Below are 23,353 nucleotides of genomic sequence, written 5' to 3' on the forward strand. Positions count from 1 at the left end.
CCCGCCCCCCTGCGGCGGGCACCTGACGACCATTGCACCTGTCCGGGGCCGGGGACTCCAAGCGGGTGCGGCAACCCCGTACGACTCCGTACGACGCAGGCCTGTGACCTGCGGCTGCGACGCACGGGAGACAGAGAGGTGGTGGAGTGTCGGACGCGATCCGTACGCTCAGGGACACCGGCGGAGGAGGAGATGGACCGTGGCCGACCAGCCCCCGGACAGCGTCGAGTCGTTCGCGCGAGCCCTCACCGAGGTCCGGCGGGAGGCAGGGCGCTCGATCCGGCAGGTCCACCGGCTCACCGGGATCCCCACCGCGACCCTGGGGGGTTACTTCGCCGGCCGTCACCTCCCGCCCGCCAACCGGCCGGAGGTCCTGACCCGGGTGCTCGAGGCCTGCGGAGTGCCCCCCTCCCAGCACGACGCGTGGCGTGACCGGTTGCTCGCGCTCTACGAGCAGCGGCGTCAGGTCGAGGTGACCCGCACGCCATACCCCGGTCTGCGGGCCTTCGAGCCCGGTGACGCCGACCTGTTCTTCGGGCGCGAGGAGCTGCTGGACCGCCTGCTGCGGCTGATGGAAGAGGCGGCCGGCGGCGGCTCCCCGGTCGTCGTGGTGGTCGGGCCCTCCGGCTCCGGCAAGTCCTCGCTGCTCCGCGCCGGGCTGCAGCCCGCCCTGCGGGACGTCGACTGCGCGGTGTGCCGTCCGGCCGAGGTCGGGCGGGTGCTGGTGGAGCTCGAGGAGCGCGAACCCGGGGTGGCTCCCACGGCCGTCCGGCAGGTGCTCGTGGTGGACCAGCTCGAGGAGCTGTGGACCCACACCGACCCGCGGGCGAGGGCCGAGGAGGTGCTCGACCGGCTGCAGGGGTGGGCCGCCGGCGCCGACGGGCGTGTCCTCGTCCTGGGCCTGCGTGCGGACTTCTACGGCGAGGCGATGCTGCGCCCCGGCCTGGCCGAGGCCCTGCGGGCGCGGCAGCTCCTCGTCGAGCCGCTGGACCACGCAGGCCTGAGATCCGCCATCGAGGGGCCGGCCCGCCAGGTGGGCCTCACCCTCGAGCCGGGGCTGGTCGACGTCATCCTCGCCGACGCCCGGCAGGAGACGGTGGGCTCGGTGCTGCCGCACCTCGCCCACGTCCTCGACACCATGTGGAGCACTAGCGACCGCAAGGCGCTGACGGTGGAGGACTACCGCCGGGCGGGCGGCTTCGAGGGGGCCATCCGGCAGTCGGCCGAGCAGGCCCTGGCCGGGCTGCCCCCCGAGCAGCAGGAGGTGGCCATGGGGCTGCTGCTGCGGATGGTCGCGACCGCTCCCGCCCAGGGGTGGACACGCCGCCTCGCGCCCCTGGACGAGCTGGCGCACCTCGACCCCCACGCGCCGTCCGTCCTCGACCACCTCGTGGCGCACCGGCTCGTGACCGTCCGCACCGACGACGCGACGCTCAGCCACGAGTCCCTGGTCGGGGCCTGGCCGCGGCTCACCGACGCGGTCGAGTCCCGACGGGGTGACCTGGCCCGGCGCGAGACGCTGGAGCGTGCCGCCCGCGACTGGGACACCCACGGCCGGGGGGAGGACCACCTCCTGCGCGGCTCGCGGCTCACCGCCGTCGCGGAGTGGGGCGTCGGCGCGCGCGGTCGGCTGACCCCCCTCCAGCAGGACTTCCTGGCGGCCAGCCACCGGCTCGAGGAGCGGCTCGAGGCCGAGCGACGGGCCCGCCAGCGCCGTCGCACCGCCGTGGTCGCCGTGATGACCGTGCTCCTCGTGGCCGCCCTGGTCGCCAGCGGTGTGGCCGTGCGGTCCTCGGCCGAGGCCCGCACCCAGCGCGACCAGGCGCAGTCCCGGCAGATGGCGGTGGCCGCCGCCGGGGAGCGTGAGTCCAACCCCGCCCTCTCCCAGCAGCTCGCCGTGGCCGCCCTGCGCGCCGGATCCACCCGTGAGGCCAGGTCGGCGGTGCTCGACGCCACCACCAGCCCGGTGATCCGCCCCCGGACGCACGAGGAGGTGGCCATGGAGCGGGTCGCCTACCTCCCCGACGGGGAGCACCTGGTCCTCACGGGGCCCCAGGGCGGGGTCGTGGTGGCGGCCACCACCCGCGACACCCCCTGGGAGGTGCTCGCCACAGTGCCCCTCGACGAGGGTGGCCGCGCGCCCACGGTGAGCCGGCTCGTGGCGCACCCCGACCGGCCCTGGGCGGTGACGGCCGGCTACTCCCTGGCCGAGGGGATCGACCCCCAGCCGCTGCTGGCGCTGCTGGACCTCACCGATCCGGGCGACCCGGCCGTGACCCCGCTGCCGGTGCCCGGCGTCCCGGCCGCCCTCAGCTTCGCCGACGACGGGCGGATGCTCGTCGTCGCGTTGCAGAGCGGGGAGCTGCTGCGCTACGCCGTCACGCAGGACGGGGTGGAGGGCCCCCTCGGTGAGCCCCTCGACGCGGGCGGGCTCGTGGAGGTGCTGGACACCGACGCCGACGGGCGGCTGCTCGCGGCGGCGCTGTCGGTCGGGACCGTGCGCACCTGGCACGTGGACGCGGGCACGCTGCGGCCGGCGGGGGAGCACGAGACGGGCCGCGGGCTCTTCGCGCTGGACGTGGCCGCTGACGGGTCGGCCCTCGCGGCCGTCGGGCGGTCCGGGCTCCTGCACTGGATCACGGTCGAGGGGGACGAGCTGGCCGAGGAGGGTGCCTACTACGCGTCCGACACCAACCTCTTCGACGTCCGCATCGACGAGGAGGAGGGGGTGGTGGCGACCGCCGGGTTCGAGGGGCCGGTCACGGTGTGGAGCCTGGGCGAGGAGGGGCCGCAGACGGAGTCACCGAGCCTGGTGCTGCCCGTCCCCCGACCCGTCATCGACCTCGACGTCGCCGGGGGCCGGTGGGTCTTCGGGACGCTGGGCGGCACGGCCTACACCTGGGACGAGCGTTCCTCCGCGCTGCCGCGCCTGCCCGGCAACGTCTTCGTCGTCGGCGCCTCGGCCCGGGGCGAGCGCTACCTCACTTCCGGGGGACCGCCGGACGGCGTCCTGACAGTCTGGGACGCGCGCGACCCGCACGCCCCCGTGGAGCTGCACACCCTGCGCGCGAGCGGCGAGGACGTCTCCACCGGGGCCGGGGCCATCAGCCCGGACGGGCGGCTCGTGGCGATGGGGACCGCCGGCGGCCGGGTCCTCACCTGGCGGGTCGACGGTCCGCAGGCGGAGTTGCTCGTCGAGGAGAAGGTCTCCGACGTGGCCCTCCCGCTCGTGGTCCTGGACCCGCAGGGATCCTCCGTCCTGGGGTTCGACCGGGACGGCGTGGTGAGCCGCATCGGACTCGAGGGGCCCACCCGTGGTCAGGAGCTCGACCGCACGCGGCTGGGCGGGTCCACCCTCACCGGGGCGGTCCGCCCCGACGGCCTGCTCGCCACGGGGGACGACAACGAGGGGGTGCGCCTCGCCTGGGTCGACGACCTGGATGCGCCGTTGTCCCAGCTCGAGGTGAGCCCCTCCGTGAACGTCTACGGCGTCGACTTCTCCCCGGACGGCGAGCTGCTGGCCGTCTCCGCCTCGGACAACCGGATCTACCTCTACGACGTGAGCGACCCGGCGTCGCCGGCACCGGTCGGTGACCCGCTCGCGGGTCCGACGTCGATCACCAACTCGGTGCGCTTCGCGCCGGACGGGAAGCGGCTCGCGGTGGCCGTGATCGGCGGCGAGGCGTGGATCTACACCCTGCGCGACGGACGCTGGGTGGCCACGGAGGTGCTGCGGGCCGGCCTCGCCAACCTGCAGGACGTCGTCTGGTCCGCCGACGGGTCGGTCCTGCTCGGCGGCGGGCTGTCCGGTCGCACCCGCCTGTGGCTGACGGACGTGGAGGAGGCGACGCGGTGGCTCTGCGACAACGTGGGCACCGACATCACGCCGCAGGAGTGGGCCGGCCTGCTGCCCGGAATCGACTACGCCCCGCCGTGCGCCGACGGCGCAGGGTCAGGTGCAGGCTGAGGGCGGCGTAGTAGAGCAGGTAGCCGAGCGAGAGGGCGACGAGCCACGGGCTGGGGGAGGGGTACTGCGCCAGGATCACCGCGTAGAGCACGAGCCAGGCGGTGGTGAGGGTCATTGTGAGGCCCCACGCGGTCTCGGTGCGCGAGGGGTAGACGTAGGTGACGGGCACGAAGACGAGCACCGCCAGCACGAGCAGGACCGTGGTCACCACGGTGGTCCCGGCGCCCAGCACGACGAGGTAGAAGGCGGCGACGTTCCAGTAGCTGGGGAAGCCGAGGAAGAAGTGGTCGTCGGTCTTGGCGTCGGCGCGGCTGAACTGCACGCAAGAGGCGAGCAGGGGCACCGCCGCCACGACCCCTCCCAGCCACCCGTCCGGCAGCAGGCCCGCGCTCCAGAGCAGGACCATCGGGGCGAACGCGTAGGTGAGGTAGTCGACGATGTTGTCCAGGAGCGCCCCGTCGAAGCCCGGCAGGACCTCCTTGACCCGCACGGCACGCGCCAGGAAGCCGTCCGTGCCGTCGATCACCATGGCGACCAGGAAGAGCCAGAGGACCGCGACGACCTCGCCCGCGTAGGACAGGTGCACCATGAGCAGGGCCAGCACCGACCCCAGGGCCGTGTAGGCGTGGACCCCCGCGGCGGCCAGTCGTCGCGTGGTGCCGGGGGCCGCAGGGGTCATGGCGCGTAACCCTAGCCGTCGGGACGGCGTAGGCTCGTCGCCGAACCGGTGCGCCGCGTGCGCGCCCGCCCCACACCGCATACCCCCTGATCCCGAGGAGACCCATGAGCCATCCGCACCCCGAGCTGGGCGCACCGCCCTCACTGCCCCGCAACGGCCTGAGGGTGGTGGCGCTCGGAGGCCTGGGCGAGGTGGGCCGCAACATGGCCGTGCTCGAGCACCGCGGCAAGTTGCTCGTCATCGACTGCGGCGTGCTCTTCCCCGAGGAGCACCAGCCCGGTGTCGACGTCATCCTGCCGGACTTCTCCTACCTGTCCGGCCGGATGCAGGACATCGTGGCGGTCGTGCTGACCCACGGCCACGAAGACCACATCGGCGGCGTCCCCTACCTGCTCAAGGAGCGCCCCGACATCCCGGTGGTCGGCTCGCAGCTCACGCTGGCCTTCATCACGGCCAAGCTCAAGGAGCACCGGATCAAGCCGAAGACGACACTCGTGGCCGAGGGTGACCGGCTCGACCTCGGCCCCTTCAACTGCGAGTTCGTCGCCGTCAACCACTCCATCCCGGACGGTCTGGCCGTCTTCGTCCGGACCGCCGCCGGGTCGGTGCTGCACACCGGTGACTTCAAGATGGACCAGTTCCCGCTGGACGACCGCATCACCGACCTGCGGGCCTTCGCCCGCTTCGGCGAGGAGGGCGTCGACCTGTTCATGGTCGACAGCACCAACGCCGAGGTGCCCGGCTTCACGACCGCGGAGAAGGACCTGGCCCCGGCGATCGAGACCGTCTTCCGCACGGCACCCGGGCGCATCGTCGTGTCCAGCTTCGCCAGCCACGTGCACCGCATCCAGCAGGTGCTGGACGCCGCCGTCGAGCACAAGCGCAAGGTCGCCTTCGTGGGCCGGTCGATGGTCCGCAACATGAAGATCGCCCAGGACCTCGGCTACCTCAAGGTGCCGCGGGGCCTGGTCGTGGACGCGCGCGAGCTCGACTCGCTGCCCCCCACCAAGGTCACCCTGGTCTGCACCGGCTCCCAGGGTGAGCCGATGGCCGCCCTGTCCCGGATGGCCAACCGTGACCACCAGATCCGGATCGGCGAGGGCGACACCGTGCTGCTGGCCAGCTCGCTCATCCCCGGCAACGAGAACGCCGTGTCGCGCATCATCAACGGCCTGACCCGCTGGGGCGCCAAGATCGTGCACCAGGGCAACGCCAAAGTCCACGTCTCGGGCCACGCCAGCGCCGGCGAGCTCGTCTACTGCTACAACATCATCCAGCCGCGCAACGTCATGCCCGTCCACGGCGAGTGGCGCCACCTGCGCGCCAACGCCGACCTGGCCATCGCCACCGGGATCCACCCGGACAACGTGGTGGTCGTCGACGACGGCATGGTGGTCGACCTGGTCGACGGGCGCGTCAAGGTCAGCGGCAAGGTGCGCGCGGGGTACGTCTACGTCTCCGCCGGCAGCGTCGGCGACGTGACCGAGGAGGAGCTGCGCGACCGGCTCACGCTGAGCCAGCAGGGCACCGTGACGGTGGTCGCCCTCGTCGACGCGGAGACGGGCAAGCTGGCCGAGCCGCCGGACTTCCTGGCCCGCGGCCTGGGCACCGACCCGACGATGTTCGACGCGGCGGTGCCGGCGATCGAGAAGGCCCTGGCGGACGCCGCGTCCCAGGGGATCGGCGACTACCGCGAGCTCGAGCAGCGCATCGGGCGGGCCGTCTCCCAGTGGGCGGGGCGCAAGCACCGGCGCAACCCCCTGGTCATCCCGGTCGTCATCGAGGCGTAGGGGCCCCGGCGGCCCTGACCGCACCCCCCTGCGGGACTACACTGTGTAGTACCCAGGGAGAAGGTCTCGTCATGGCGCTCCGGCCCCCCGTCCGCACCACCCGTCCTCCCCGCGCGACCCGCCCGTCGCGGCCGCCCGGGGCCGGGCCGGCGCGGCTGGGCCTGCTGGCGGCGGTCGGCACCGGCGTGCTGACCGTCGTCACCTTCGGGCTGGCGCTCACGGCCCTGCCGGACCGGGTGCCCTATCCCTTCACCGACCCGGTCATCGCCCGGCAGTGGCCGGGGGACTACCTGTGGATGTACCCCGCGATGGTCCTCCTGGTCGTCCTGGTCGCGCTCGTGGCGGCCCTGACCGAGGTCGCGCCCCCCGAGCGCCGGGTCCACGGCCGGCTGGCGTTCGCGCTGACCACGCTGGCCGCCGGGGTGCTCCTGGTCGACTACTACCTCCAGGTCACCGTCCTGCCGCTCAGCCTGGAGAAGGGCCAGCTCGACGGGTGGTCGATGCTCACGCAGTACAACCCCAACGGGGTCTTCCTCGCGCTGGAGGAGCTCGGCTACCTGCTCCTGTCGCTGGCGCTGCTCTGCCTGGTCCCCGTCCTGGCGGGTGCCTCCCGGGTCGAGCGTGCCCTGCGGGTGCTCCTCCTGGCCAGCACCGGTGCCGTCGTGCTGGCCCTCGTCGCGGTGTCGCTGCGTCTGGGCACCGACCGGGGCGACACCTTCGAGATCGCCATCATCTCGATCGTCTGGGTGACCCTTCTCGTGGCGAGCCCCCTGCTGGCCGTGCTCTTCCGGCGCCGGGCCCGCCTTCCGGGGCCGGAGGGAGCGCCCCGGGACGAGGACCCGCTCACCGTGCGCGGGCGGGACCGGCTGACTACCGTGGCCGGATGAGCGAACATCACGCAGAAGGGTCGGCCGCCGAGGTCGACGCCGCCCGCCAGGAGGCCGCCGAGCACGTCGTCGAGCGGGTAGAGAGCTGGGACGAGGGCGCCCGTCCCGAGACCGTCAAGGACGACCTGCGCGAGGGTATGTCGCAGGCCGGCGTCGAGGTCGACGACGCCAACCTCGACCGCATGGCCGGCGAGATCCACGACCGGGGGAGCACCGAGACCCCCGAGGTGGGCTGAGGCTCAGGCCCCGGCCGCCCCGGCCGCTGCCGTGGCCGGCGTGAACTCGACCGGCCCGACGACGCCCTCACGCTCGACGATGGCCCGCAGGATGCGGGCTGCGACGGCGTCCGGGTCGAGGCCGGTCCGCATCGCCGGGGCCCGGCCGGCCAGCGCACGACCGGCCAGGCCGGTCTCGGTGTGCGGCGGTCGGAGGTCGAGGACGTCGACCCCGTCGCGGCGCAGCTCACGGGCCAGCGACCCCGAGGCGGCGGCCAGGCCGGCCTTGCTCGCGCCGTAGGCGGCCATGCCGGGGAAGGCCTGCTCGGCCACCACCCCGGTGATCTGCGCGAGGAAGCCGGAGGAGGCCTGCAGCAGCGGGACCGTGCGCCGCAGCAGCCATAGCGGTCCGAGCAGGTTGGTCAGCATCAGCTGCTCGGCGACCTCGTCCGGCAGCTCGGCCAGCGGCCCGAAGGCCACCACGCCGGCCGCATTGACCAGGCCGTCCAGGCGTCCGTCGTAGTGCTCCTCGACGGTGGCGACGAGCCGGTCGCCCAGCGTCTCGTCGGTGAGGTCGCCCACGACGACCGAGCCGCCCCGGGCCAGGGGCCACAGGCGCTCCTGGTCCCGGCCGACGACGGTGACGACGGCGCCGGCGGCGTGCAGCTGCCCCACGAGTCGAGAGCCGAGCGCACCGGTCGCACCGACGACGGCCACGTGGGCGCCGGTCAGGTCGCGGGGTCCTGGCCGCCGGGCCGCGCGCCCGCCCGTCACGGGAGGTACCTCGGGAGGGGCTGCGGCCGCTGCCGGGAGAACTCCCCGCCCTCGCGCCCGCCGTACGGCCGGCCGTGGTCGGCGTACTCCTCGCGGACGTAGACGAAGGACCGGCCGCCGACCGAGACGGTCTGGCCGGTGCGCAGCGGGACCGGGCGGTCGACCGGCCTGCCGCCCACGGTGGTGGTGGCGTCAGGGACGGGCACCACCTGGTACTCGTCCCTGGCCGGGTCGCGCTCCACACGGAGCTCGCCGGGCTGCAGGCCCGGGAGCCGCAGGTCGTCGGTGGGGGCGCCGCCCACCGACGTCGCACCGCGACGCAGGTGCAGGACCTGGCGCTCGCCCCCCTGCTCCGGGGGCGTGAGGTAGTAGACCAGCCGGGGGTCGCCGCCGCCCAGCGGGTCGTGGGTGGTGCGAACCCGACGTCGGCGCGGAGGGGTGAGCGTGGGGGTGAGCGGCCAGGGCGTGGCCGGGGGGAGCAGCCCGGACAGGGCCGGTGCACCCCCGTCGCCGCGGGCCCGGAGCATCCGCAGCACCCCGCGCCGGTCGTGCACGGTGATGTGGGGGGAGCCGGTGAGGGTGCGCTCGCCGAGCCGCTGACGGACCCGGCCGAGGGAGAACAGCCGACCCCGCTCCGTCGCCACGACCACCGTCAGGCCCTCGTCCGCGAGGAGCTGGGCGACGTCCCGCACCGGGTCCGCGGCCTGCCGGACACCGAGCCCGACCGGCAACCGGTCCAGGCCGTCGAGGACGAGCGTGAGCGTCGAGCCGGTGCCGGTGAGGTGGGCGGCCAGGCGTCGGCCCGGGTCGTCGTCGGCGACGCCGGTGCCGACCTCCAGGCGGAGGTCGGCGTCCAGGTGCAGGGTCGCGGTCATGACGCTCAGGCCCGGGGCTCGGCGGGGTGCTGCTCGTCCTCGGTCGTGATGCGCAGGGTGCCGTTGAGCATCCAGGTCGCCCGTGGCGCGTCGGCCCCGGTGTCCCGGGGCACCTCGACCGCGAGGTCGACGAAGCTGTAGTTGATGGCCGCGCCCTGGCCGGTGAGGTAGGACCACATCTCCTTGGCCAGGTCGGTCCAGGTGGCGTCCCGGCCCTGGGTGTCCTGCAGGGTGCCGTGGGTGGTGGGGGCGAGCTGGTCGGTCATGATCTCTCCTGTGCTGGGTGGACAACGTTTGTCCAAGGTCTGTCCAGACTAGGGCCAGACGCGTCCGGGCGCAAGGGATGAGCCGTGCCCGGAGGTGGGTGCCCGGTGGGCACGGGTCGCCCAGCCGGGCGCCGGTCCATCTACGCTCTCCGGTATGCCGTCAGCCGGGTCGCCCTCCCCGCCCGGCCTGGGTGCACCGCGGCGCCGGGCGCACGCCCTGGAGCTCGTCCTCGACGAGGCCGGCGACCTCGACGTGCGGCAGCGGTGGGCCCGTCTCGAGGACGCCGGTGTGCCCTCCCTCGCGCGGCACGCAGGGGTGACCCACCGCCCGCACGTGACGCTGCTGAGCGGGCCGCGGCCGTCCGGGGAGGTGCTGGACATGGCCGGGGAGGGCGTCGCGCAGCGGCTGCCGGTCTCGCTGGACGTGGCCGGCCTGGGGCTCCTCGGGGCACCAGGGCGCTCGACCCTGGCGGAGCTGGTGGGCGCACCGGGCTGGCTGCGCGCCGCGCAGGAGGAGCTGCTGGGCCTGTGGCCGGGCGCCGACCCGCGCCCCTGGGTGCCGCACCTCACGCTCGCCCGGCGCCTGCCGCCCGCGTCTGTCGCCGTGGCGCTGGAGGCGCTGGAGGCGCTGGAGGCGCTGCACGACTCCACCCCGCCCGGCCCCACCCAACGCCGGCTGGTGGGTCTGCGCTGGTGGGACCCGGACCAGGGGCTGGTCGTCCCCCTCGGGCCGGCGCCCGGCGCTCAGTCGGCCAGCAGCCAGTAGAGGTCGGTGCGCAGCGTCGCGGGGTCGGTCGTGGGTGTCGGCTCCGTGACGTAGACCTCCCACAGGTCGGGCCCGGGGGTGTGCCCCTGCGCGCCGATCCACTCCCCGAGACGCCCCCAGGCGGCACCCAGGTCGTCATAGGGCCCCAGGTGCGTGGCGAAGGCGGCCCGTCCGGCCGGGAGCTCGGCGGCGAGGACCTCCCCCTCACCCGCCACCGGTGCGGGGACGGTGAAGCCCACCTCCAGGGTCAGGGTGTCCGACGGTGGGCTGAGGTAGTGACCGAAGGCCTCCGCGGGCTGGACGCCCTGGCGGGCCAGGACCTCGGCGACGAGGGTGAAGGACCGGTCGTAGAAGGTCCGGACCTGGTCCATCGGCACGGTGCCCCGGACGACCGCGCTGGGTCGTGCCTGGCAGCTGATGATCTCGGGCGTCTCCATACCCCTCGAGTCTGGCACGGGGAGGGGATGAGCACACCCCCGCGGCCGGGCCTAGGTTGGGGGCATGAGGCACGCCGTGAGCATCCCGCCCTTCACCGACGCGGGTCGGGTGGTCGACTGGGCCCGCGAGGCGGAGGCGACGCTGGGACGGGGTCTTCCTGTGGGACCACGTCCAATGGCGCCCCGGGGCGGCCCCCCACGACCCCTGGGTGCTGCTCGGGGCCGTCGCGCAGGTCACGCGCTCGGTCCGGCTGGGCACGCTGGTCACCCCGCTGTCCCGGCGCCGGCCGCACGTCGTCGCCAAGCAGCTGACCACCCTGGACCACCTGAGCGGGGGGCGGGCGGTCCTGGGCGTCGGCCTGGGCGAGCCCGTCGACCGGGACTTCGCCGACCTGGGGGAGGAGACCGACCGCAGGGTGCGCGCCTCGATGCTCGACGAGGCGCTGACCGTGATCGACGGGCTCCTGCGGGGCCCCGTCGACGTCCGCGGCGAGCACTACTCCGTCCGGGCCGACGTCCGGCCCCGACCGGTCCAGCGGCCCCGACCTCCGATCTGGGTGGCTGGTGTGGTGCCGAACCGCCGGCCCCTGGCCCGGGCCCGCCGGTGGGACGGTGTCGTGCCGATCGGGCAGGAGGCCGAGCTCACGCCGCAGGAGCTCGCCGACCACCTCGCGATCGACGGCGGGTCCGCCCCGGAGGGCTGGGACGTGGTGGTCCACACCCGGCCCGGCGTCCCGGCCGCGGAGTATGCCGACGCCGGTGCCACGTGGTCGGTCCGCTCGACCTTCCCGGTCCGGGCGGGCTGGGAGGACGAGATCGACGACCTGGTCCGCCGGGGACCGGGCTGACCGTTCCAGCGCGAGCCGCGGGCCGGGGCGGCCTACCGTGTCCCCATGAGCCAGACGCACCGCGACGACGACCACGGCAGCCACGACGACCACGACGACCAGGGCGCCGCGCTGTCCGAGGGCGGGTCCGGAGCCCTCAACGCCGACACCTCCCAGGGCGGTGCCGACAGCGTGCCCGACACCCCCGACGTCAACACCGCCGTCAGCGACGCCGTCGACATCAACGAGCCCGGCCAGGAGGGAGCGTCGGCGAGCGACGACTCCCAGCCCGACTGACCCGGCGTCACCCCCGCCGCCCCGGCGTGGCCGGGAGCGGCTCCTCGAGCAGCTCCGCCAGGCGCATCGCGTCGTGCGGGGCGTTGACCTTGACGTCGTTGTCGAAGTAGACGTAGACGTCGGCCTCCTGCCGCCAGCGCCGGATGCGGTCGGCCCAGTCGCGCAGGGCCGCCTCGCCGTACCCGCTCACATAGAGCTCGGTGTCGCCGTGGAGGCGGACGTAGGCGACCGGGCTGGTGATCGCGTCGTAGTACGGCCACAGGCCGGCCGCGTCGGCGATGACGATCCCCACGCCGTGGTGGCGCAGCAGCGCCAGCAGCTCGGGGTTGTCGGCGAACGTGGGGTGGCGCACCTCCAGCACGTGGTGCAGCGGGCGGTCGGGCTCGACGACGTCGAGGTATGCAGGCTCCCGCAGCCGGTCGTCGTGGCCGGCGGCCACCGCGGCGGCCTGCCCGTGGGTGCGGGGGAGCCGGGGCAGGAAGTCCTCGAGCTGGGCGCGGTCGTAGCGGTGGCGGGGGGCCAGCTGCCACAGGACGGGGCCGAGCTTGGGGCCCAGGGCGAGCACCCCTGAGGCGAGGAAGTTCGCGAGCGCCACCTCGACGTTGCGCAGCTTGAGCATGTGGGTGATGAAGCGGGTGCCCTTGACGGAGAAGACGAAGTCGTCCGGGGTCGCGGCCGACCACGCCCGGTAGCTGCTGGGGCGCTGCAGCGAGTAGAACGAGCCGTTGATCTCGACCGAGTCCAGGCGCTGGGCGGCATACTCCAGCTCCTGGCGCTGGGGGAGCCCCGGCGGGTAGAACACACCGCGCCACGGGGCGTAGCGCCAGCCGGAGATCCCGACGCGCACGGGACGGGGGTCGGTCATGCGACCAGTCACGCACAGCCGGGCGGGCGCTGCCACGCGAACGGACGGTGGCGGGGGGACGGAGGGCACGCGGACGGAGAGGGGTTGGTCGTCGCCGCATGACGGGAGGGGAGGGTGCGGGTCAGACTGGGGCGATGGCGCCCACCCTGATCCTGCTGCGGCACGGCAAGTCCGACTGGTCCCGGCACGTCCCGGACCGGGCACGGCCGCTCACCGACCGCGGCCGTCGGCAGGCGGCGGAGGCGGGCGTCTGGCTGGCGGCCCACGCGGGGCCGATCGACCTGGCCCTTGTGTCACCGGCCCGTCGCGCCTGCGACACCTGGGCGCTGGCCCGGGCCGAGCTCGACCCGGCCCCGCCGACCCGGACCGAGGAGGCGGTCTACACCTTCGACGGGGAGGAGCTGCTCGCGGTGGTCCGCGGCCTGGGGGAGGAGCGGTGCGTCGTGCTGGTCGGCCACAACCCCGCGTGCGAGCAGCTGCTGACCAGTCTCACCGGTGAGCTGCGGAAGATGAGGACCTCGACGCTGGCGGTGGTGGAGCTGGACAGCTGGGACTCCTCCGGCCGGCTCGTCGCCCACGGTCGCCCCCCGGGCTGACCGAACCATCCCTCAAAGCTCGATGACGAGCTTGCCGTCGTTCGCGCCCGAGTAGAGCATGGCGATCGACCCGGGGGCGGCCTCGATCCCGGTCAGCGTGTGCTCCCGGTGCACGAGGTCACCGGACCGGATGAGGTCCGCGAGCGCGGCGACGGCGTCCGGGAGGGCGTCGAGGTGGTCGAAGGCGAGGAACCCCTCGATCCGGGCCCGCTGGGTGAGGATGACGCGCTCCATCCGCGGCCCCTGCGGCCAGGGGTCCCACGAGCTGTAGGCGGCAGTGCCGCACACCATCATCGAGGCGAAGGGGTTGAGGCGTGCGACGACGGCGTCGGTGATCGGCCCCGAAGTGTTGTCGAAGTAGTGGTCGACCCCGTCCGGGGTGGCGGCGGCCAGGTCCGCCAGGAAGGTCGACGACCGGTAGTCGACCCCGGCGTCGAAGCCGAACTCCTCCACGCAGCGGGCGGCCTTCTCCGGACCGCCCGCGATCCCGACGGTGCGGCACCCCATCGAGGCCGCGAGCTGGCCGGCCACCGAGCCCACCGCACCGGCGGCGCTCGACACGACCACGGTCGACCCCGGGCGCGGACGCAGCACGGAGGTCACCCCCGCCCAGGCCGTCAGGCCCGTGAGTCCCAGCACGCCGACCGACAGCGAGCGCGGCAGGTCGGTCTCGGTGACGCGGCGCCAGATCGCGTCCGCCCCGACGACGGCCAGCTCCTGCCAGCCCAGCATCCCCATGACGACGTCGCCCTCGGCATACCCGGGGTGCCGGGACTCGACCACGTCGCCGACGGAGAACGAGCGCATGACCTCCCCCAGGCCGACCGGCCGGGAGTAGTTGGCGGCCGCGTTGACCCAGCCCCGCATCGCCGGGTCGACCGACACGTGCGTGACGCGGACCCGGACCTGGCCGTCCTGCAGCGGAGGGCTCGTGGCCTCCTGGACGGTGAAGTGCTCCGGGCCGGGGATGCCGGCGGGGCGGGTGCTCAGGACGACTTCACGGTGGGCCATGGGGGGGACCGTACCCCGGGACCGCACCGCACGCCCGTCCCTAGGATGGGTCCACACCCGCCCCAGGAGACCCCCGATGAGCACCCTGCCCCACCTCACCCGCGTCGAGGCGGTCCGGCTGTCCGCCCCCACCCGTGCCGAGCGGGGCCGCGCCCGCGGCCGCCGGCTCGCCGGCCGCATCACGGCCACGGCGCGGGGGTATGCCGACCTGTTCGCCGGCCTCGGCATCCCCGCCGTCGACCAGCGCGAGGCTGCCGCCGCGTCCCTGGAGGCCGTCCGGTCCTGGCACCCGCCGCTGTCCGAGGAGCTGGCCGGGATCGCCGCCGGCGCCGACCTCGACCTGGTGGACCTGGGCCGGGTCCTGGCCCGCACCGAGATCCTCACCCTGGCGCCGGAGGCGATCAGCGAGTGCTCGACGATCGCCCACCAGCGGCCGGGGGCCACCGTCTCGGTGCAGACGTGGGACTGGTACGCCCGGTTCACCGGCAGCTGGCACCTGCAGCGGGTGGACCCGTTGCCGGGGGAGCTGGCCCACGCCGGCCTCACCGAGTGCGGGATGCCGGGCAAGATCGGGCTCAACGCGGCCGGCGTCGCCGTCCACCTCAACATCCTGCGCAACGACGCGGACGACGCCGGCGGGGTCCCGGTGCACGCCGTGCTGGCGCGGGTGCTGGCCGAGGCCACCTCGCTCGACGAGGCGGTCGCGATGATCGACCAGGCGCCCACGTCGTCCTCCTCGGTCATCACCGTCACCACCGCCGACCGGGTGGTCATGGTCGAGATCGCGCCCGGCGGCACCAGCGTCCTGGGGACGGAGGGGGGCTGGCTGCTGCACACGAACCACTTCCTGGCGCTGGACCGGCAGGACGGCGCGCGGCTCACCCACGCGGCGTCCACCACGCACGCCCGGATGGCCGCCATCGAGGCGAGCACCGCGGGGGCGGCCGCGCCGCGTGGGGCGGCGGACCTCATACCCCTGCTCTGCTCGCCGCTGGAGGACCGCACCGTCGCCCTCCTGCCCGACGAGACCCGCCCCGAGGCCGAGCGCAACGCGACGCTCGCGACGATCCTCATGGACCCGGCGCGCCGCACCATCCGGCTCAGCCCGGGCGTGCCGCAGCACGCGGACGAGATGTCCGTCACCTACCGCGTCCGGGAGGAGGCGTGAGCGACCTGACGTGGCTGACCACCCGGGAGCTCGCCGACCTCCTGGCCCGCGGCGAGGTGAGCTCGGTCGAGGCCGTCACCGCCCACCTGGCCCGGATCGAGCAGGTCAACCCGGTCGTCAACGCGATCGTCACCCTCGACCCGGAGCGCGCCCTCGCCGAGGCCCGCGCCGCCGACGCCCGGCACGTGGCCGCCCGGCGGTCGGGGGAGGAGCTGCCGCCGCTGCACGGCGTCCCCATGACGCACAAGGACACGCACGACACGGCCGGGATGCGCACGACCATGGGCAGCCCGATCCACGCCGACCGGGTGCCGGCCGCCGACGACCTGGTGGTCGCACGCCTGAGGGCCGCGGGCGTCATCACGACCGGGAAGTCGAACGTGCCCGAGTTCGCGGCCGGCGCGCACACCTTCAACCCCGTCTTCGGCACGACCGTGAACCCCTACGACCCGACGAGGTCGGCGGCCGGGTCCTCCGGCGGCGTCGGCGGGCCGCTGCCGACGCTCATCAGCAGCGCCACGTCCCCGACCGTGCGCCCCAGAAGCGGCAGCCAGCATCCCGCACGTCGGGATGCGCCCCAGCAACGGCCGCATCCCGCACGTCCCGCCGGGCGACGCCTGGGCCTGGCTGGCGCAGAAGGGCTTCATGGGGCGCACGGTCGGGGACGTGGCGCTGCTGATGAGCGTCGGCAGCGGCCCGCACCCGGACGGTCCCTGCTCGATCCCGGAGCCGGGCAGCGTCTTCGACCTGCCCGAGCTGCGGCTGGGCGCCGAGGTCGAGCCGGACCTGCGCGGGCTGCGGGTCGGTCTCAGCCCGGACCTCGACGGCCTGCTCGAGGTCGAGCCCGCGGTGCGGGACGTGGTGCTCGCCACGGCCGAGGTCCTCGCCGACCTCAGGGCCGCGGTGGACGACTCCGCCCCCGACCTGCGCGAGGCCGACCGGGTCTTCGCGGTGCAACGGGCGCACGACTTCGTCGCGACCTTCGGGGAGCTGGTGCGAGCCGAGACGGCCCGGCCGGACGGCGGCCGGGTCAAGGACACCGTGGTGTGGAACACCCGGCTCGGCTGGGACCTCACGGTCGAGGACCTCATCGCCAAGGACCTGGCCCGGGGACGGCTGTGGCGGTCCACGCGCCGGTGGTTCGAGAGCCACGACGTGCTGGTGCTGCCCACCTCGCAGGTGCTGCCCTTCGACGCCGGGCTGGAGTTCCCCACCTCGATCAACGGCCGGCCGATGGAGACCTACCTGGACTGGATGCGCGCCGTCTGCGTCATCTCCGCCACCGGCTGCCCGGCCATCTCGGTGCCGGCCGGCTTCTCGCCGGACGGCCTGCCGGTGGGGATCCAGATCGTGGCCGCCCCGGGGCGGGACGTCGCGCTGCTGCGCGTCGCCGCCGCCTTCGAGGCGGCCACGAGGTATGCCGACCGCCACCCCGACCTGTAGGTCGGCCGGCGCCCGTCAGCCGACCGGCGTCGACTCGCGACGCCGGCTGTCCCGCCGCTCGGCGAGCACGCTGGTCACCGCGGTGACGGTGAGCACGACGACGATGAAGACCAGGGAGAAGAGCGTCGGGATGCTGGGCACCTCGACCCAGACCGTGTGCGCCCAGTGCAGGACCAGCTTGACGGCGATGAACGCCAGGATCAGGGCCAGGCCGTAACCGAGGTAGCGGAGCGTGCCCAGCGCACCCTCGAGCACGAAGTAGAGCGCACGCAGCCCCAGGAGGGCGAAGGCGTTGGTCACGAAGACCAGGTAGGGGTCACCGGTGATGCCGTAGACCGCCGGCACCGAGTCGACGGCGAAGACGATGTCGGTGCCCAGGATCGCCAGCACCACGAGCCCCAGGGGGGTGAGCGCCCGTCGGCCCTGCTCCCGGACCGTGAGCCGCGTGCCCTGGTAGCTGTCGGTCACCGGCCACAGCTTCCGTGCCAGCCGGACGGCCTTCAGCTCCTGCACGTCCACGGTGTGCTCGTCGGAGCGCGCGTCCCGGTAGACGCCCCACGCCGTGAGCAGCAGGATCGCGCCGAAGACGAGGAAGACGACGGAGAAGCGGGAGATCAGGACAGCGCCCACGGCGATGAAGATGGTGCGCAGGACCAGCGCGCCGACGATGCCGATGAGGAGCACGCGCTGCTGCAGGACCCGGGGGACGGCGAAGGCCGACAGGATGAGGATGAAGATGAAGAGGTTGTCGACCGAGAGGGACTTCTCGACGAGGTACCCCGTGTAGTACTGCAGCCCGATCTCCCCGCCGTGGGCACGCCATACCCACACGCCGAAGGCCAGGGGGAGGGCGATGTAGAACGCCGACCAGCCCAGCGCCTCCTTCATCGAGACGGCGTGCGGCCGCCGGGTGAGCAGGAAGTCCAGGGCCAGCAGGGCCAGCACGCCGGCGACGGTGAGCACCCACAGGCGTGTGTCGGCGATCGTGGTGAGCACGTCCACCGGCTGGGCGGCGCTCAGGGGCAGGGGCAGGGTGGGCAACAGCAGTCCTCGCATCCGTGCGAACGGTGCGAGGTCTCCTTCACCCCGTGCGGGGCGCGTCCCGGGCGTGACATCTGGTCACGCGCACTGACCGGCGACGACTTGGCGAAGTACTCCCCTCGTGCGGTCGAGGGTACGTAGCCGATGGTGGACACGTCAAGTGGTGGGATCGTCCTCGGGGTGCGGGGGGATGTCGTCGGCGACCACGGCGCCCCGACGACCCGGCGGGCGCTCGGCGCCGACCGTGGAGTCGCGGGCCGTCTGACGCTCGCTCTCGGCGTTGAAGGCCGCGCCGAGGACGAGCAGCAGCACCGTGACCCAGAGCCAGAACATGCTGATCGCCACCCCCGCGAGAGAGCCGTAGGTCCGCTCGTAGGTGCCGAGGTTCTGCACGTAGAGGAAGAGCCCGGCCGAGGCCGCCAGCCACAGGGCGGTGGCGACGGTGGCGCCGCCGCTGACCCACCGCCACCGGGCCCGGCCCCGCCGGGCCGGGGCGAAGCGGTAGAGCACCGCCAGGCCCAGCGCCATGAGGGCGGCGAGCCCGACCCACACCAGCGCCAGCACCGGCAGCCGAACCCACGGCGGGGCGTCGGTGAGCAGGCGGGAGAGCAGGGCGCTGCCGGTGATGACCGCCCCGAGGACGAGCGCGCCGCCCAGCACGAAGGAGAGGGCGAGCAGGCTGCGACGCACGAGACCGCGGGTCTCCTCCTCGCGGTAGGCGACGTTGAGGGCGTCGACGAGGAAGTTCGTGGCCGCCATCGCGGTCCCGAGGGCCACGGCGAGGGCGAGCACCCCGCGGAGCGTGAGCAGCTGGGTGGAGGCCGCGGTGATCGAGACCAGCTGGTCGGAGAGGATCTGGCCCAGCGCAGGGGGCATCAGCTCCGCGAGCCCGGTGAGGTGGTCCAGGGCCTGGGCCGGGGTGTTGACCGCGCCGTAGACCGACAGCGCGGTGAGCAGCACCGGCGCGATCGACAGGACCGCGAAGAAGGCGACGGCCGCGCTGTAGAGCGGGAACCTGTCGGGGCCCACGCGCCCCAGGACACGCCGCAGGATCCGCATCCAGCCGCGGCCGGGGATCTGGCTGGGGTCGGTGGAGGTCGCCCCGTAGTCCGTCTGGGTGGGGGCGTCACCGTCCGACCGGGTCATGCCCCAGTCTCACCCGGCCCGGGGACCACCGCACGCCCGGTTCAGACCCGGGGCGCATACTGAGGGGGTGATGACATCTCGATCCGGAGCTCCGCGGCGGCACCTCGCCAACAGTCCCTTCGCACCGAAGGTCGAGCCGGAGGTCGAGAACTTCGAGCTGGACGACCGCGTCTCGCACCAGACCTACGGCCTGGGTCGGGTCGTGGGCCGGGAGCGCGAGGCCGTCACCGTCGACTTCGGAAACTGCACCAAGCGCATCGTCACCCCCTACAAGGGCCTCGAGGTCCTGTAGGGCGCCCGGCCCGGCCGTCCGCGGGGGTCGGACGGCGTCGCTTCCCTCAGCGGAAGGTGACGTGCCCCGGCGCCAGGTGCCCGTGCTCGTTGAACGCGAGCAGACGGGTGCCCTGCCGGCCGACGACGACGGTGGTGAGGGACGCGTTGACGGCCACGGCGTTCCACCGTAACCACGCCCCGGGGTCCACCTCGGGAAAACCCGGATGCTGCAGGTTGGCGCAGGCGACGGCCAGCGGCCCCGCGGAGCTGACGACGACGACGCTCCGGCCGCGGCCGGCCTCCTGCGCGGCGGCGGACAGCCCGTCGGTCACGCGGGCGGTGAAGGCGCCGAACGACTCGGCGACGGTCCCGGCGGGCTCGTGCGGATCGTCGGCCATCCACCGGTGCAGGGCACGCTCGTAGGCGGCCTGGAAAGCGCGCGGGTCCTGCTGCCCCGGGTCCTCGCCGAAGGCGGTCATCACCCCGAGGTGGTCGATCTCGTCCCAGGCCCCGCAGGTGCGGACGGGCACCGTCGACCAGTCTGCGGCCTCGACCAGGGCGTGCGTGGTCTGCGCGTGGCGGCGCATCCGTCCCTGCAGCACGACGTCCGGGTGGAGACCGCGGGCCGCCAGCGCCGCTCCGGCGAGCCGGGCCTGCTCGGCCCCGTGCGGGGAGAGGTGGTCGTAGTCCGCCGCGCCGAACGAGGCCTGCCCGTGCCGGACGAGGATCACCCGGCCCACGTCAGCCCTCACCCGCCGGGACGGCCTGGGCCATGCCGTGGGCCAGCACGACATACCGCTCGGCCACCGCCTCGGCCGGCAGCGGACCCCCGGAGCGGAACCACTGGGCGACCCCGGTGCACAGGGTCACGATCGCGCGGCTCGTCTCCAGGGGCCACGGCGTCCGGAACGTCCCCGCGCCGGTGCCGTCCTGCAGGATGGCGTCGAAGACGCGCTGCTGGCGGTCCCGGCGGCCGATGTGGGCGGCGAGGTGCTCGGGGGACAGGCTGCGGATCTCGCTCCAGGCGAGGAAGGCCTGGTCCTGGCGACGGGCGTGGTAGAGCACGAGGCACTCCACCTGGGCGGCCAGCCGGTCCCGCGGGTCCGGGCCCGCGGCGGCCGCGGCCGCCCGGCTGCGCCACCACAGATCCTCCATGGCGTGCTCCATGACGGCGACGAGCAGGTCCTGCTTGGAGCGGTGGTGGTGGTAGACCCCGGGGACCGAGAGGCCCGCGCGGGCGGCGATCTCGCGCACCGACGTCCCGTGGTAGCCCTGGGCCGCGAAGCAGTCGAGGGTGGCGCGCAGGATGGGCGGCAGGTCGTCGGCGCCGTAGGCCCGCCAGTCGTCCACGCCCTCACGTCCGGAGGGCCCGCCGGTGCGGGTCCCGCCGTCACGCCTGGCGTCCTCGCCGGGGTGGGTGTCGCCGTCGGGGTGGGTGTCGCCGTCGGGTCCCACGATCGCCTCCTCCGTGCCAGGGTGAGAGGGCCGCTTGACACCGGGCCCGTCGCGGGGAAGTCTAGCCCCACCGACCGAGCGATCGCTCGGTCGCGGTGACGACGAGGGAGCGTGAGGCGATGCGGCCCTGGGAGGCGCACTACCCGCCCGGTCTCACCACGCGCGCGCCCCGGCTGCCGGCGGACCTGACCACGGCCTGGCGCGCACGGGTCGAGCGCGACCCGGACGGGCTGGCGCTCCTCCACCACGGGAGCCGGGTCACCGCTGCCGAGCTCGACGAGCGGGCCGAGGCCTTCGCCGCCCTCCTGACCAGCCGCGGCATCGGCGCCGGGGACCGGGTCGGGATCGTCCTGCAGAACGTCCCCACCGCGGTCGTCGTGCTCCTGGGCGCCTGGCGGGTCGGTGCGGTGGTGCCGCTGCTCAACCCCATGTACCACGGCGCCGAGCTGCGCACCCTGCTGCAGACCTGCGGCGCCCGCGCCCTCGTCGTCGACCCCGACCTGCTCGCGACGGTGCGCGCCGCCGCGGAGGGCACCGCCGTCGAGGTCGTCTGGGCCGACGGCGACCCCGAGCTCACCGCCCGCCGGGGCGAGCGGGTGGACGCGGTGCCCCGGACCGCCGAGGACGTCGCGCTGCTGACCTTCACCTCCGGCACCACCGGTGCGCCGAAGGCGGCGATGAACACCCACGGCAACGTGCTCACCGTCGCCGCGTGCGTCCGGGACTGGATGGGCCTCACCCCGCGGGACCGCGTGCTGTGCGTCGCGCCCGTCTTCCACATCACCGGCGCCGTCATCACCCTGGTGTCGCCGCTGCTGGCCGGCGCGGCCGTCGTCCTCGTCGGGCGCGCCACCCCCGAGAAGGTCCTGCGGGCCTTCCGCGAGGACGGCGTGACCACCACGACCGGGTCGATCACGGTCTTCAACGGGCTCGCCCGCCTGGAGGGCATCGGCCCCGACGACTTCCCCACGGTCCGCCACCTCTACTCCGGCGGGGCCCCGGTACCCCCGTCGACGGTCGAGCGTTTCCGGCGCGAGCTGGGGGTCTACATCCACAACATCTACGGCATGACCGAGACGACGTCCGCGTGCATCGGGGTCCCGCCGGGGGTCGAGGCACCGGTCCACGGGCCGACCGGGTCGCTGGCCATCGGTCTGCCCTTCCCCGGGCTGGACGTGCGCGTCGTCGATCCGCACGGGGAGGCCGTGCCCGCCGGGGAGCCGGGGGAGCTGGAGCTGCGCGGACCGCACGTGGTGCCCGGCTACTGGGCGGACGAGGAGGCCACGGCGGCCACCTTCCCCGGCGGGGCGCTACGCACCGGTGACGGCGCGGTCCTGGACGAGCAGGGCTGGGTCTACATCGTCGACCGGCTCAAGGACCAGATCAACACCTCGGGCTACAAGGTGTGGCCGCGGGAGGTCGAGGAGGTCCTCCTGCGCCACCCGGCCGTCCACGAGGCCGCGGTCGTCGGGACGCCGGACGACTACCGCGGGGAGGCGGTGACCGCGTTCGTCACCCGCGTGGCGGGGGCGACGGTGACCCCGGACGAGCTGCGCGAGCACGCCCGCGGCGAGCTGGCGGCATACAAGGTGCCCCGCCGCATCGAGCTGCTCGACGAGCTCCCCAAGACACCCACGGGCAAGATCCGCCGCCGCGACCTGCGCGACGGCCGCAACGAGGAGGAACCCCAGGTATGACGCAGCAACCGCTTTCCGGCCAGGTCGCCCTGGTCACCGGCGCCAGTCGGGGGATCGGGCTCGCGGTCGCCGCCCGCCTGGTCGAGCTCGGGGCCCGGGTGGTGGTCACGGCGCGCGGTCAGGAGACCCTGGACGCCGCGGTGGCGAGCCTGGGCGAGGCCGCGCTCGGCGTGGCCGGCAAGGCCGACGACCCGCAGCACCGCGCGCAGGTGCTCGACACGATCGCCGGCACGCACGGCCGGCTCGACATCCTGGTCAACAACGCTGGGATCAACCCCGCCTACGGCCCGCTGGAGGAGATCGACCTCGGCGTGGCCCGCAAGATCCTCGAGGTGAACGTCCTGGGCAGCCTGGCCTGGACGCAGGGCGTCCTCGGGCACGAGGGCCTGGGCTTCCGGCAGCACCGGGGCCGCATCGTCAACGTCTCCTCGGTGTCGGCGAGCGTCCCCAGCCCCGGGATCGGCTTCTACGGGGTCTCCAAGGCCGCCGTGCACCACCTCACCCGCACCTGGGCCGTCGAGCTCGGCCCGGAGATCCGGGTCAACGCGGTCTCCCCGGCGGTGATCAGGACCGACTTCTCCCGGGCCCTCTACGAGGGTCGGGAGGAGGAGGTCGCCGCCGGCTACCCGCTCGGGCGGCTGGGGGAGACGAGGGACGTCGCGGACGTCGTGGCCTTCCTCGTCGGCGAGGAGTCGCGCTGGATGACCGGGCAGGTCCTGGACGTCGACGGCGGCCTGCTCGTGGGCGGGGGCCACGCGTGAGCACCCGTCCCGACACCCTGTCGCCCGAGCTGGCCGACCTGGTCGCCCGCACCCGGGCGTTCGTCCGGGAGGTCGTCCTCCCCGCGAGCCACGCCCCGGGGAGACCCTGCTCCCCGA

The 23,353-nt window shown here is 74.4% G+C and carries 24 protein-coding genes and 1 pseudogene; 14 read left to right on the forward strand and 11 right to left on the reverse strand.

Annotated elements, in window-relative coordinates:
- Positions 1-199: 199 nt before the first annotated feature.
- Entirely contained in the window at positions 200-3,967 is a 3,768-nt protein-coding gene (locus tag E3Z34_RS07345; RefSeq protein WP_134773080.1) for an nSTAND1 domain-containing NTPase, read from the forward strand.
- On the opposite strand, the gene E3Z34_RS07350 is transcribed toward E3Z34_RS07345, so the two are convergent.
- A complete protein-coding gene (locus E3Z34_RS07350) occupies positions 3,882-4,646 on the reverse strand; it encodes a CDP-alcohol phosphatidyltransferase family protein (protein ID WP_134773081.1) in 765 nt (254 codons plus the stop codon). The genes E3Z34_RS07345 and E3Z34_RS07350 overlap by 86 nt on opposite strands.
- Before the next feature lie 104 nt (positions 4,647-4,750).
- On the opposite strand from E3Z34_RS07350, the gene E3Z34_RS07355 reads away from it, so the two are divergent.
- The 3 genes from E3Z34_RS07355 (at position 4,751) to E3Z34_RS07365 (ending at position 7,559) form a co-directional block, all read left to right on the forward strand.
- On the forward strand, positions 4,751-6,436 hold the full coding sequence (locus tag E3Z34_RS07355) for a ribonuclease J (RefSeq protein ID WP_134773082.1): 1,686 nt from the start codon (positions 4,751-4,753) through the stop codon (positions 6,434-6,436).
- A 71-nt stretch (positions 6,437-6,507) separates the two neighbouring features.
- Entirely contained in the window at positions 6,508-7,323 is an 816-nt protein-coding gene (locus tag E3Z34_RS07360) for a hypothetical protein (RefSeq protein ID WP_194092439.1), read from the forward strand.
- A complete protein-coding gene (locus E3Z34_RS07365; protein WP_134773083.1) occupies positions 7,320-7,559 on the forward strand; it encodes a hypothetical protein in 240 nt (79 codons plus the stop codon). The genes E3Z34_RS07360 and E3Z34_RS07365 overlap by 4 nt, the downstream gene beginning before the upstream one ends.
- 3 nt (positions 7,560-7,562) lie before the next feature.
- On the opposite strand, the gene E3Z34_RS07370 is transcribed toward E3Z34_RS07365, so the two are convergent.
- The 3 genes from E3Z34_RS07370 to E3Z34_RS07380 are packed head-to-tail and all read right to left on the reverse strand — an operon-like array spanning position 7,563 to position 9,453.
- The gene (locus E3Z34_RS07370) at positions 7,563-8,312 is read right to left on the reverse strand and encodes an SDR family NAD(P)-dependent oxidoreductase (protein WP_202977047.1); all 750 of its coding nucleotides are present in this window, start codon (positions 8,310-8,312) and stop codon (positions 7,563-7,565) included.
- A complete protein-coding gene (locus E3Z34_RS07375; protein WP_134773084.1) occupies positions 8,309-9,187 on the reverse strand; it encodes an FHA domain-containing protein in 879 nt (292 codons plus the stop codon). Before E3Z34_RS07375 ends, E3Z34_RS07370 begins: the two co-directional genes overlap by 4 nt.
- Before the next feature lie 5 nt (positions 9,188-9,192).
- Positions 9,193-9,453, reverse strand: a complete 261-nt coding sequence (locus E3Z34_RS07380; RefSeq protein WP_202977048.1) for a hypothetical protein — start codon at positions 9,451-9,453, stop codon at positions 9,193-9,195.
- 154 nt (positions 9,454-9,607) lie between these two features.
- On the opposite strand from E3Z34_RS07380, the gene E3Z34_RS07385 reads away from it, so the two are divergent.
- Positions 9,608-10,219, forward strand: a complete 612-nt coding sequence (locus E3Z34_RS07385; RefSeq protein WP_134773085.1) for a 2'-5' RNA ligase family protein — start codon at positions 9,608-9,610, stop codon at positions 10,217-10,219.
- Here the strand turns inward: E3Z34_RS07385 and E3Z34_RS07390 are convergent.
- Entirely contained in the window at positions 10,198-10,656 is a 459-nt protein-coding gene (locus E3Z34_RS07390) for a GyrI-like domain-containing protein (RefSeq protein ID WP_134773086.1), read from the reverse strand. The two genes, E3Z34_RS07385 and E3Z34_RS07390, sit on opposite strands and share 22 nt — an antisense overlap.
- A 158-nt stretch (positions 10,657-10,814) precedes the next feature.
- Between E3Z34_RS07390 and E3Z34_RS07395 the strand changes: the two genes are divergently transcribed.
- The gene (locus E3Z34_RS07395) at positions 10,815-11,504 is read left to right on the forward strand and encodes an LLM class flavin-dependent oxidoreductase (protein ID WP_134773087.1); all 690 of its coding nucleotides are present in this window, start codon (positions 10,815-10,817) and stop codon (positions 11,502-11,504) included.
- A 45-nt stretch (positions 11,505-11,549) separates the two neighbouring features.
- On the forward strand, positions 11,550-11,780 hold the full coding sequence (locus tag E3Z34_RS17655) for a hypothetical protein (RefSeq protein ID WP_158288634.1): 231 nt from the start codon (positions 11,550-11,552) through the stop codon (positions 11,778-11,780).
- 7 nt (positions 11,781-11,787) lie between these two features.
- Here the strand turns inward: E3Z34_RS17655 and E3Z34_RS07405 are convergent, their stop codons facing one another.
- On the reverse strand, positions 11,788-12,645 hold the full coding sequence (locus tag E3Z34_RS07405; RefSeq protein ID WP_134773088.1) for a DUF72 domain-containing protein: 858 nt from the start codon (positions 12,643-12,645) through the stop codon (positions 11,788-11,790).
- Positions 12,646-12,779: 134 nt separating this feature from the next.
- On the opposite strand from E3Z34_RS07405, the gene E3Z34_RS07410 reads away from it, so the two are divergent.
- Entirely contained in the window at positions 12,780-13,241 is a 462-nt protein-coding gene (locus E3Z34_RS07410) for a SixA phosphatase family protein (RefSeq protein WP_158288635.1), read from the forward strand.
- Between the two features lie 12 nt (positions 13,242-13,253).
- Here E3Z34_RS07410 and E3Z34_RS07415 read toward each other — a convergent pair whose 3' ends face one another.
- Positions 13,254-14,252: an NADP-dependent oxidoreductase gene (locus tag E3Z34_RS07415; protein ID WP_134773090.1), complete on the reverse strand. Its 999-nt coding sequence runs from the start codon at positions 14,250-14,252 to the stop codon at positions 13,254-13,256.
- A 76-nt stretch (positions 14,253-14,328) separates the two neighbouring features.
- Here E3Z34_RS07415 and E3Z34_RS07420 point away from each other — a divergent pair, with 76 nt between their 5' ends.
- The 3 genes and pseudogenes from E3Z34_RS07420 (at position 14,329) to E3Z34_RS19435 (ending at position 16,863) form a co-directional block, all read left to right on the forward strand.
- The gene (locus E3Z34_RS07420) at positions 14,329-15,420 is read left to right on the forward strand and encodes a C45 family autoproteolytic acyltransferase/hydrolase (RefSeq protein ID WP_134773091.1); all 1,092 of its coding nucleotides are present in this window, start codon (positions 14,329-14,331) and stop codon (positions 15,418-15,420) included.
- Between the two features lie 56 nt (positions 15,421-15,476).
- Positions 15,477-15,848 (forward strand): annotated as a pseudogene (locus E3Z34_RS19430) (amidase family protein); the annotation flags it as partial.
- A gap of 142 nt (positions 15,849-15,990) precedes the next feature.
- A complete protein-coding gene (locus tag E3Z34_RS19435) occupies positions 15,991-16,863 on the forward strand; it encodes an amidase (RefSeq protein ID WP_275106677.1) in 873 nt (290 codons plus the stop codon).
- Positions 16,864-16,878: 15 nt separating this feature from the next.
- On the opposite strand, the gene E3Z34_RS07430 is transcribed toward E3Z34_RS19435, so the two are convergent.
- On the reverse strand, positions 16,879-17,904 hold the full coding sequence (locus E3Z34_RS07430) for a TerC/Alx family metal homeostasis membrane protein (RefSeq protein ID WP_134774808.1): 1,026 nt from the start codon (positions 17,902-17,904) through the stop codon (positions 16,879-16,881).
- Positions 17,905-18,060: 156 nt separating this feature from the next.
- On the reverse strand, positions 18,061-19,050 hold the full coding sequence (locus E3Z34_RS07435; RefSeq protein ID WP_134773092.1) for a YihY/virulence factor BrkB family protein: 990 nt from the start codon (positions 19,048-19,050) through the stop codon (positions 18,061-18,063).
- A gap of 70 nt (positions 19,051-19,120) precedes the next feature.
- Here E3Z34_RS07435 and E3Z34_RS07440 point away from each other — a divergent pair, with 70 nt between their 5' ends.
- Positions 19,121-19,342: a hypothetical protein gene (locus E3Z34_RS07440; RefSeq protein ID WP_134774809.1), complete on the forward strand. Its 222-nt coding sequence runs from the start codon at positions 19,121-19,123 to the stop codon at positions 19,340-19,342.
- 46 nt (positions 19,343-19,388) lie between these two features.
- On the opposite strand, the gene E3Z34_RS07445 is transcribed toward E3Z34_RS07440, so the two are convergent.
- Positions 19,389-20,075 carry a histidine phosphatase family protein gene (locus E3Z34_RS07445; protein ID WP_158288636.1) on the reverse strand — a complete coding sequence of 229 codons (687 nt, stop codon included), beginning with the start codon at positions 20,073-20,075 and terminating at the stop codon, positions 19,389-19,391.
- The gene (locus E3Z34_RS07450) at positions 20,065-20,778 is read right to left on the reverse strand and encodes a TetR/AcrR family transcriptional regulator (RefSeq protein WP_202977049.1); all 714 of its coding nucleotides are present in this window, start codon (positions 20,776-20,778) and stop codon (positions 20,065-20,067) included. Before E3Z34_RS07450 ends, E3Z34_RS07445 begins: the two co-directional genes overlap by 11 nt.
- 119 nt (positions 20,779-20,897) lie before the next feature.
- Here E3Z34_RS07450 and E3Z34_RS07455 point away from each other — a divergent pair, with 119 nt between their 5' ends.
- Complete coding sequence (locus E3Z34_RS07455) at positions 20,898-22,475, forward strand: class I adenylate-forming enzyme family protein (protein ID WP_134773094.1); 1,578 nt, start codon at positions 20,898-20,900, stop codon at positions 22,473-22,475.
- The gene (locus E3Z34_RS07460; RefSeq protein WP_134773095.1) at positions 22,472-23,236 is read left to right on the forward strand and encodes an SDR family oxidoreductase; all 765 of its coding nucleotides are present in this window, start codon (positions 22,472-22,474) and stop codon (positions 23,234-23,236) included. The genes E3Z34_RS07455 and E3Z34_RS07460 overlap by 4 nt, the downstream gene beginning before the upstream one ends.
- The last annotated feature ends 117 nt before the right edge of the window (positions 23,237-23,353 follow it).

The sequence above is a fragment of the Ornithinimicrobium flavum genome (genome assembly GCF_004526345.1).
GTDB classification, from domain to species: domain Bacteria; phylum Actinomycetota; class Actinomycetes; order Actinomycetales; family Dermatophilaceae; genus Ornithinicoccus; species Ornithinicoccus flavus.